The following is a 10,398-nucleotide window of genomic DNA, read 5'->3' on the forward strand; positions in this document are numbered from 1 at the left end:
ATGGGCCAGATAGATAACGTATTGCCGGGTTGGTTTCCAGAAACGCCCGTGATGTTCGTGGGCCGATTCCCACCGTGAAACCAATGAAGCATTAATCACCCGGTATTCATCTGCCGGCCCGGCAGCGGCAATTTGTTGGAGCTGGTCTATAAATTGTTCCTGGGTGAACCCGGCCTTTTTTCTCAAGGCGCGTAACTGCTCACCAAATTTCTTTAGGTCCATTATGCTGAGGATATGTAAAAATAGTACAAGAAATGTACAAGATTTGTGTCTTCAAAAATAAGGAGAGATATGTTACGCTTGTTAATATGGTTGAAGATTTTTAACCCTTCCAGCAAGGAGATACCGCCTGAACCGGGCCTGGGCTGTGTCTCCCAGGCCGAACACAGCCAATCAAACCGCCAATTCATCTCGGAGCGTATCCGGTTCGCTATCTCCTTTTTATTTTACTACAGTCAATCAAATATCTCAAGATTTATAATTCTTGGCCAGGGAAAACAATAATGAATAAACCCGAAGATGGATTAAAAAGGTACAACTTGGTGTTACCGGAGGAGATGTTCAACGAGGTCAGAAAAGTGGCCGATGAGCAGCAAACCAGTATGGTTGAGGTTATCCGTAAATTCATCAAACTCGGTTTGATGGTATCAGAAATGCAGGAGTCGCCTGAAATGACCGTGTTCATAAAAAGAGGGGGAGGCGAGGAGCAGCAGATTATCTTTATTTAAATTGGGGAAGGATTGATGAATCTTGTAGGGCAAACGCTCGGCCAATACGAATTGGTTGAAATGATTGGGATGGGTGGTATGGCTACGGTGTACAAGGCGTACCAACCTAATTTAAACCGATACGTAGCCATTAAAGTTCTATCAGAAAAATACGCGCTAACCGACGACTTGAAGAAACGTTTTTTACGTGAAGCAAAAGCCGTAGCCCAACTCAGTCATCCTAATATTTTGCCCATTTTTGATGTTGGTACAGAAGGTGATTGGAGTTATTTGGTAATGAAATATGTAGCCGGGCACACCTTGAGCCGGTTACTGGGTCGGCCCATGTCTCTATCCAGAGTAGGCCATTTTTTGAACCAACTTGCCGGCGCTTTGGATCATGCGCATGCCAAAGGCATCATCCATCGAGACATCAAGCCAGTGAATATTTTGGTGGAGAATGATTGGCTGTTTTTGGCCGACTTTGGCCTGGCAAAAATTATTGAGAGCAGCACTTTCACCAGTATCGGCACGGTTGTGGGCACACCGGAGTATATCTCTCCCGAACAAGCTGATAGCCGGCCGGTGGATCACCGAACCGATATTTATGCATTGGGGATTGTATTGTATGAAATGGTTACCGGGCGGGTGCCTTACCAGAGCGAAACACCTATGGGAATTATGTTCAAGCATGTCTATGAAACGCCGCCTGCCCCACGTTCTCTGAATCCCAATCTGCCGGAAGAAGTAGAACAGGCCATTCTCAAAGCTATGGCCAAAGCGCCAGGCGACCGTTACAACCGAAGCGGCGAATTGGCCGAGGCCTTGCGCCAGGCTATTGATAAAAAGGTTAGCGATGAGCAAGCAAGCCATATTACCATTTCAACCGCGCCCAAAACACCGCCGCGCCCAAAACATGTCAAAACAGACTCGGCTCCTGCCCCCACACCCCCGCCCCGGTCAACGTCTAAGCACACTCTGACCCTGTCAACACCACTCTATCTTGAGCTTGTTCAGATACCGGCCGGCGAATTTTTAATGGGCAGCGCCGTACGGGACAAAAACGCCCAGGATGATGAGAAACCACAGCATACCGTTTATGTGTCTGAGTTTTATATAACCAAATATCCGGTAACCAATGAGCAGTACGCCGCTTTTGTTAAAATGAACAATTACAGAACGCCAGACCATTGGGCCGATGGACAATTCCCGCCAGACCAGGCAGAACACCCGGTAGTTTACCTCTGGCGAGATGATGCCATAGCCTTTTGTAAATGGTTAAGCCAGGAAACCGGGCATCTGTTCCGCCTGCCCACCGAAGCGGAGTGGGAGAAAGCGGCCCGGGGCGCGGAGGGTCAACTGTATCCCTGGGGGAATGAGTGGGAGCAGGTCAGGTTGAATTGCCGCGAAAATGGATTGGGGGAAACCACGCCGGTTGGTCACTACTCGCCAGAGGGGGATAGCCCCTACCAGGTAGCCGAGATGAGCGGCAATGTGTGGGAATGGTGCACCGATTGGTTTGGCGAACGGGAATACAAACGCCGGGTTACATCAACGGTTAAAAACCCAACCGGACCCCAAAAAGGCAAATGGTATGTTTTGCGGGGCGGTTCTTTTGATAGCAACGCTTCGCTCACACGTTGCGCCTATCGGGGTAAAGATTTCCGGTTTGCCCGCAATAAAGATTATGGGTTCCGGGTTGTTCAGGCCAGCGGCTGGGAATCGATGACTAAATTTAGAAAACAATTTTCTTGAAATTTAAAGAGAAGATTATGAGAGAAACCCTTTTTGCCCTTGATTGTGGCTCAACCAATTGGCGTATCTATCGCGCCACTTATGAAGTCAACCGGCAATCCATTCGGTTGACCGGCGACCCGCAGCCATCTCCGCTGACCAGTTTTGTTGAGCGGCAGTTAGCCACGGTGATGCTGCTCAACCGGGAGGAAAGTGGGTTAGAAAGTTTTGGCGAAACGGCCTACCAATTCCTGTATGATGCTGCCCTGCGAAAACGAATCCGCGATTTCTTTAAACCCTGTATCGGTTCTCATCTGGAAAGAAAGCCCTTGCCCCACCAAACCCGCTATACTCACGATGAGGCGCTCCATTATACAAAACTGCTCCTGGAAGCGGCTTTAGAGCAGTTACGGGTAGAAAAGTGGCGTTCCCGTTCTTTTGACGACGGTATCCGTTTCTCCTTTGCTTACCCCGTTCATTGGCGGGACACTCACGAAGGGGAAGTTTTTGAAGATTTTAAGCAAGTTGTATTGAGTTGCTTCCCCAAACATTTTGACGACCAGGTAAGTTTTCTGAGTGAGCCGGAAGCAGCCATCCTTAGCCTGCGGCGACAGGAATTGTTAACCGACTCCGGCGGCGTGACCCTGGTTATTGATTCCGGAGGTAGCACCACCGACCTGACCGCCGGGCATCTCAATCCGGTGAGCGGTGAGTTGGAAGGAGTTCACCGGTACGGCGAGCCGCACGGGGGAGGATTATATGATGATGAGCTGGCCCGCTATATTGCGGACGAACTCAGGATTCCGGCTCCCGAACTCACAGAAGACCCCAATGCTCTCCATTTGTTGCGGATGTTTGGGCGGCAGATGAAAGAAGCTTTGAGTTACCAATTACTGCACCCAACCGGCGCAATCAATCCACCGCAGCGGGCCATCACCATTGTTTTGCACAACGGTAAGGTCTATCGCAAAACGGTCAGGCTGAATGAAACCACTTTCAGAGACGTTGTTCGACATCCGGTGGCCGATTTTGAGTTTCTGATTGACAATGGTTTGCGCAGCATGCGGTTGCAAGAGCGCGACATTCGCCAGGTTATTTTGGTGGGGGGTGGGGCGCAGCTTTTTACCACCGTGCAATATTTGCGGAAACGCTTTGGCGAAAAAAACGTCATCCTATCCGATAACCCCTCGGAAACAGTAGTGCATGGACTGTCGCTGGAGCGCGACCAATCCTTTGGCCTGACCAAACCCTGGTTGGTAGCCCGATCTGTAAAGGTAGATGAATCGGTTCAGGAGCCGGGATTTGACAGCAAACAAACCCTGGCAGCCAAAACTCCTGACGAGCTTAAAAAGCTACTGGTAATGCCGCCTTCTGCATCGCCGGTAAGTTCTGAGGATGAGATTAAAACCGTTTTGGACTCCAACGTGGCTCAATCCATCACGGCCAGTCAATGGCGATTGGTGGCCAGCGATGGTCAGACCCATGCGCTTAACAGCCCGGTCATGACGATTGGGCGCAAAAGAACAAATGCCATTGTGGTTAACGATGATCAGGCTTCCCGCACCCATGCCGAAATTCGGCGGGAAGGGAAGGGAGGTTTTGAGGTTGTGGATTTAGGCAGCAGTAACGGCACTTTTGTTAATGAAGAACGACTGAAGGTTAAACAACCTCGCTCGCTTAATGCCGGCGATAAAATTAGAATTGGCCGAATAACGTTTATCTATTTGAAATGAGAGTGTGGAGGTATTTTTGATGGAAAGAGAAATAATAGTGGGACAATCGGCGGCAATAGCCGGTCCAGCCAGGCCAACTTCTTCCAATTTGTGGGAAGAACTTTCGGCAGAAGATTTGATGACCATTGGCGATGTTATGTCGAAATCATTGCTATTTGCCCTGGGCCGCAACTACCTGGACGGGCCAATCTTTAATGCCAATTATGTCCGGCTGGTAGACGAAGACGTGCCCGATGTGGTTGAAGCCGCTTTTCTGCATCTGGAGCAGGTGGGGCAGCCTGTGGTCAGCCAACCGGGAGAACACTTGCGGGCTATCCAAACATTTCTGGGAGCAGCGCACGATCCTCGCTATGCGTTGCTCTTCATTATCAGCAGTAACGGCTACCAGAATCATATTTATGTGGGAGTTGTAGCCCGGGCCATTGGAGCGCATCCCAAACTCTTTGCCGAACAGTTAGGCCAATTCCTGGCGTCAAACTGGCCGGGAACGCGGGTTAGCCTGGTGGGGGATTATAACAATGTAGTGCAAGATATTCATGTGCCTCTCAGTCAGTATCGCTACGCTCGGGTGATGACCGGCCTACCTTCGCCCAAAACTGCGGGGCCGGTTCACGATATGCAAAGCCTCGATCAATTTATGCGCGGCTTGCGAGGAAAGCCCTATTTATACATGGTCATTGCCGAGCCAATGCCGGAAAGAAAGGTGGACGAGATTATTGGAGCCTGCCGCACCCTATCCGGACAGATGCATGCGTTTACCAAAACTACCATCAACCGCAGCGCCACCCGGGGCGTGTCGGCCAGCAGTTCCCGCAGCGCCTCCGAATCTACATCGCAAAGCTCCTCGCATAGTAGTTCCCGCAGCGCCAGCACGTCCGAAAGTGAAAGTGGGGCCAAAAGAAAGCTGGATAAACTGGGCGGCGTTGGGAAAGCGGCCGTTGGTGTAGGGGCCAGTGGAGTAGCGCTGGCAGCCTCTCTGGCTACCGGCGGCTTTGGCGGGGCATTTTTGCTCAATGGGATGGTGGGCATGATGAGTCAATTGTCTCCCTCTATGAGCACCTCTGAATCTACCGGCGAGTCATCTTCTTATTCAGAAAGCGCCAGCCAATCATCCAGCATCTCTGAAACTGAGGGGACAACCACGGGGGAATCTCTGTCTATGGGACGCGAATATCTGAATAAACACGCCGAAGCCTGCGAAAAATTGTTAGAACAAACCGTGCAGCGCTTTGAAATTGCCCGCGGCCAGGGTTGCTGGAATGTAGGCGTCTATCTGCTCAGTAATCAGGCCGAAGCGGCGGCTCAAGCCCAGGCTCAACTAAAGGCCCTGGTTAGCGGTGAAAAGAGTTCTTCCGAACCCATCCGGCTGCATGATTTGCAGCCGGTTTGGGATGGCCGGGCGCAGGTGGCTTTGGATGCCTTTCAACAGCCGCCTTTGAAACTCTTCTCCCCCACCCAAGACGACCGGCTCAACCACCCCTTGGGAGAGGTTTTTGAAAGTTTAACCACGCCTCTCAATACCGAGGAGTTATCGCTGCTGGCCAACCTACCAATGAGGGAAATGCCCGGCTTGCCGGTGCAGTCAACCGCTTATTTTAGCCTCAACCCCCCCCAGCCAAAAGATCCCCATCAGGCCCTTCAGTTTGGCCATATCCTGGATGGCGGCGAACAGGTGGGCGATTTAACCTATGCCGTTGATCTCAACGCTCTCACCCGGCACATCTTTATTACCGGCATTACCGGCAGCGGCAAGTCGAACACCTGCCGCCGACTCATTGCCGAATTAATGAAGCAAGGAGTCAACTTTATGGTGATTGAACCGGCCAAAGATGAGTACGTAGAACTGGCCCTGGCCTATAACGAAGCCGGAACCTTTGACCGGGAGATTGCCGTTTATGTGCCGGGACGCAAAGATTGGCGCGGTACTCCCCTGGAACAACTCCGCCTCAACCCCTTTGATCAGGTAATGCTGCCGGGAGTAGAGCCGCAAGTAATGGCCCACATGGACCGGCTCAAATCAATTTTTAACTCCGCCTTTGCCATGCAAGAGATTCTGCCCGTTATTTTGGAAGAAGGATTGGTGGACTTGTATGAAAGCCAGGGCTGGCTGGAAGAAACATTACCTCCGGCTGACGTTGGCCGGCCTACGCTGGAGCAGTTACACAGCCGCATCCCGGCTTTGGTGCGGGCCAAAGGATATGATCAAAAAATTACCGATAATATTGTAGCCGCACTCAAAACCCGTCTCAGCAGCCTGTTGCGGGGCTGGAAGGGAGAACTATTCAACCATGCCTTGTCTACCCCTTGGCCAGAACTATTTGACCGTCCGGTAGTCATCAACCTGGGCCAGATGGGGGACGATGCCGACAAATGCTTTACCATGGGCTTGCTCTTGAACTTTTTGTACGAATACCGTCAGGCCCAGCACGCCGGTGAAGGCGCACCCGAATCAGGAGATTTACGACACCTGATGATCATAGAAGAGGCGCACCGGGTGTTACGCCACATGCCCCCCGGCAACCCCCAGGGAAAAATGGGGGAGATTTTTGCCGACATGCTGGCCGAAATCCGTTCCTACGGTCAGGGATTCGGCATTATAGACCAGGTACCGGCTAAATTGGTGCCCGACGCTCTAAAAAATACCAACCTAAAGATCATCCACCGATTGGTAGCAGGCGACGACCGGCAAACGATGGCCGGTACCCTGGGCTTGACCCCAGAACAAACCCAAATCATTGCCCGGCTCAAGGTGGGCCAGGCCATTGTGTGCGGCGTGCAGGACGATATGGCTTCTTGGGTGCAGATTTTCTACACCCCGTTAAGATAATATTATTTTTGCGCTTTAAGCAAGGAGGTTTATGCAATGGATATGATGATGGATACCGGTAGTGATATTGGCGCTGAAATTAATATTCTTGGAACTTATTGGCGACAATCCCAATCTGATCTATCCGGGACAGGAGTATGTTATTCCCCCATCCGAAGAGGGTGGTATTCCGTTTCATATTCTATAAATAAGTTGAGAAAAATATTAGCATACAGGAGGCGCTAAAAAATGAGTAACCCATTACCCACCGCAGGTTTACAAATGACTATTGCTTATTTGCATCTAATGGCTTTTTGCCCGCCGGAGTATATCTGGCACCTGAAGGCATCCAGCGAACCACTCCGACAGGGATTAGCCAAACAGGCCGGGCTGTCGCCGGAAGAATATCTGGCCAAGGTCCTGCCCGAAGCCTGCCGTCGCATTGTGGCCTTTCATCAGGATACTAAAGAACCGGATGAAGCCGTGGTTATGGCTTTGACCACAGCCGCCACAGAGGCCGAGACCTCGCCGGAAGCGGCCTGGCGCTTTAGCCAGAAATTGGCCAGTCTGGCCGAAGAGTCGGAGCGGGCCAAAGCCAAAAACCGATTGCAGGGCAAAAAGGGCTGCCAATTCTGCCAATCACCTTGCGCCTACGGCTTTTTTACGATGGTCTCCAAGCCCAACTACGACCATCTCCGGGAACTGCTTGAAGCTGAAACTAAAAAGTCGCTGGAAGAGCAGGATGTGGTCAATACGGTCTGGAGCTTTGCGATGGGCCACCTCTGGCGCACCCTGGGTATTAAGCAAGCCTATATTTCAGCCGATCACCTGGGCAATTTGGGCTACTGCCTGTTGACTCTGGGCACGGCCAAATCTCGCTATCCCTTTGCCGCAAACAAAATGGAAACCTTCCAGCAGGCCAACCAGGTGATGATAAAGAACTGGGGCCAAAACGGGCAGGATGGCAATAATTAGAACTTTTTCAAAAACAACAAAATCTGAGCAATCTGCGTAATCTGCGGATAGCTCGGATCTCGGTTGTCTGACCTTTAATTGATCTGTCTATTACCGCTGAAAAAGGAGGCACAGCATGGATATTATGACAAATGTGAGCGACATTGGACTTGAAGGCAATATGCCTGCCGAAGTCATCGAAGGGTTGGTGGAGTTTACCGGCGACCAGGCCATGATTGACCTGGACGATATGACCTACGCGCCCGATACCTTTTTAGAAACAGTATCAGATTATGCCAGCGCCGAAGCGGTCGGCTCGGCGCTGGAAACACTCCTTAATACGTTCAGCCTGGGCGAGGCCTGGAATAGCTACCTGGATGAAGTGGAGGAAAATGCCGAAGAACGGCATGACCAGAAAATATTGGACGCCCTGGAAAATGATGAGCCTGTTTATAGCGCCAGTAAGGTTCAAGAGCTGATTGATGAAGCCAGGGCCGAAGTTCGCGCCGAAGCCGAAGCAGAGATAGAAAAAATCAAGGCCGAAGCGGAACAAGAGGTTAAAAACGCCTACCAGGACGGCCTGAATGATGGCCTGGATATAGCCGAGCGCTTAACCCCCATTGAGCCGGTTGAAGACCACTACTATGTTCAATCCGGCGATACGCTGTGGGAAATTGCCGAGCGTGAATACGGCGACGGTAGCAAATGGCCGGCCATTTATGAGGAAAACAAGGAAATTATTGGCAACAACCCCAATATCATTCATCCCGGCCAGGACCTGGTTATTCCGCCAGAGGATACCGTGGCCAACTTTACCCTCACGCCTCCTCCCGCCGCTCCGGTTGAAACAGATACCGGGCCCGAAACGGGTTTGGACACGGGCGAGATTGAACAACAGTTTGAAACACTTAAAGGCGATATTGCCGATCTCCAACATAATCATCCCTACAACCTTGAAGGGCGAGATGTATACGGCGACAACGCAGCGCTGCTAGACAGAAAAGCGGCCCTGTTTGATCAGCTTGAGGCTTTAGACCGCGACATCAGTTACCATAATCACGATTTGACCCCGGAAGTTTATGATGATTTTGCCGCCAGATACGAAGCGCTTGACCGCGAATACCAGGAAGTTGGTTTAGAGGTCTATAAAAATCAGGTGGAAGCGCTGCCCCCACCACCTCAGATCAGTGAGGTCCAGCAGCATATATTAACCGAAAATATTACGGCTATTGAGCGCGCCCTGGAAAGCGGTGATACAACCGCCTTGCCTGAACTGCTGGATCAGGCCTGGCGAGACTATGATGACATTCAAGCCAGTCGGGCTGCTTAGTTACCGGGCAATAATGACCATGCAAAGTTGCTTCCTCCCGGAAAACAACGATTGAGGAGAAATTACTATGAAAACTCAACAACCGGTGTTGGTGATACAAAAGACAGGCGAAACATTTCACCTGGGCCTTAAGCCGGTATCCATTGGCCGCGGCTCCGACAACGCCATCATCCTGACTGATGACAAAAAAATATCCCGTCAACACGTTGTGATCTCTTTAAAGGGGCACAACTACGTGCTTGAAGATATGAGCGCCAATGGCACCTTTGTCAACGGTCAACGTGTCGCCGGCTTACAGACCCTACATGATAAAGATGTTCTGCGAGTGGGCGACACCGAGTTTATGGCTCTGCTACCTCCTCCCCCGGCGATGATAGAGGATAAGGGAGAGGAGGCCACGAGCCTGTTGGCAAACGACTCGCCGGATGAAGACCACACTATTTTAACCACGCAGCCATCACTATCACCATCCATTCCCCCTCCCCCGGCGATAACGCTTCCGATTGATGAACCGGATGATGAACCTCCATCACCTTCGTCCCCGACCACGCCAAAAAAGTCTGGCGGTATCAAAATTTTTATTGCCGTGGGCCTGGTGATTGTTCTGCTGGCCTGTGGGGGAGCAGCGTTCTTGGTTTTGCTGGGTTCCGTTTTTAGCAATGCTACTTCCAACGTCCGGGCTATGCCGACCGTTGATGTACCCCCAAAAACGCCGGAACCAAAGAAAACGCCAACACCCGCCTCAACAAAACCGGTGGAAATAGAGTTTTTTAGCTACACCCATCCTTCCGGCGCCTTTACGGTAAAGATACCAACTCACTTTGAATATAATGAATTTGCTACCGAAACCCAATTTATGGCTGAAGATGCCTTTATTGGCCTTGAATTTGCCGATGCTGAAACTGGCTTTGAACTTGACCCAGGTCAAGTGGAAGATGTGATTTTGCAAACCTTGGATGATTTTGTAAAAGATGGCCTGTTTTTGGCTTATGAAGCCGTAGAGGTCTCCCCAAAAGACAACAATTTTGTCGTCACTTTTTCCTATACCGAGGAAACAGGCCGTGGGATCGGCAACGTGCTCCTCCTGCCCCAAGAAAAAACACTTTATGTCTTGTTTTTTTTGACCTCTGAGCC

General features: G+C 50.9%; 8 protein-coding genes. 7 read left to right on the forward strand and 1 reads right to left on the reverse strand.

Going from position 1 to position 10,398, the window contains the following annotated elements; genetic code table 11:
• On the reverse strand, nucleotides 1-222 hold a 222-nt coding region (locus JW953_12195), incomplete at its 3' end, for a helix-turn-helix domain-containing protein (GenBank protein ID MBN1993452.1).
• A 281-nt stretch (nucleotides 223-503) separates the two neighbouring features.
• Between JW953_12195 and JW953_12200 the strand changes: the two genes are divergently transcribed.
• The 7 genes from JW953_12200 to JW953_12230 form a co-directional block, all read left to right on the forward strand.
• On the forward strand, nucleotides 504-728 hold the full coding sequence (locus JW953_12200; protein MBN1993453.1) for a hypothetical protein: 225 nt from the start codon (nucleotides 504-506) through the stop codon (nucleotides 726-728).
• A 15-nt stretch (nucleotides 729-743) separates the two neighbouring features.
• Nucleotides 744-2,462, forward strand: a complete 1,719-nt coding sequence (locus JW953_12205; GenBank protein MBN1993454.1) for an SUMF1/EgtB/PvdO family nonheme iron enzyme — start codon at nucleotides 744-746, stop codon at nucleotides 2,460-2,462.
• A gap of 17 nt (nucleotides 2,463-2,479) precedes the next feature.
• The gene (locus JW953_12210; GenBank protein ID MBN1993455.1) at nucleotides 2,480-4,174 is read left to right on the forward strand and encodes an FHA domain-containing protein; all 1,695 of its coding nucleotides are present in this window, start codon (nucleotides 2,480-2,482) and stop codon (nucleotides 4,172-4,174) included.
• Nucleotides 4,175-4,193: 19 nt separating this feature from the next.
• Nucleotides 4,194-7,001, forward strand: a complete 2,808-nt coding sequence (locus JW953_12215; protein MBN1993456.1) for an ATP-binding protein — start codon at nucleotides 4,194-4,196, stop codon at nucleotides 6,999-7,001.
• 228 nt (nucleotides 7,002-7,229) lie between these two features.
• Complete coding sequence (locus JW953_12220) at nucleotides 7,230-7,955, forward strand: hypothetical protein (GenBank protein MBN1993457.1); 726 nt, start codon at nucleotides 7,230-7,232, stop codon at nucleotides 7,953-7,955.
• 160 nt (nucleotides 7,956-8,115) lie between these two features.
• A complete protein-coding gene (locus JW953_12225) occupies nucleotides 8,116-9,264 on the forward strand; it encodes a LysM peptidoglycan-binding domain-containing protein (GenBank protein ID MBN1993458.1) in 1,149 nt (382 codons plus the stop codon).
• A 67-nt stretch (nucleotides 9,265-9,331) separates the two neighbouring features.
• A partial coding sequence (locus JW953_12230; GenBank protein MBN1993459.1) for an FHA domain-containing protein occupies nucleotides 9,332-10,398 on the forward strand: 1,067 nt, incomplete at its 3' end.

The organism is Anaerolineae bacterium, assembly GCA_016931895.1.
Lineage (GTDB): Bacteria > Chloroflexota > Anaerolineae > 4572-78 > J111 > JAFGNV01.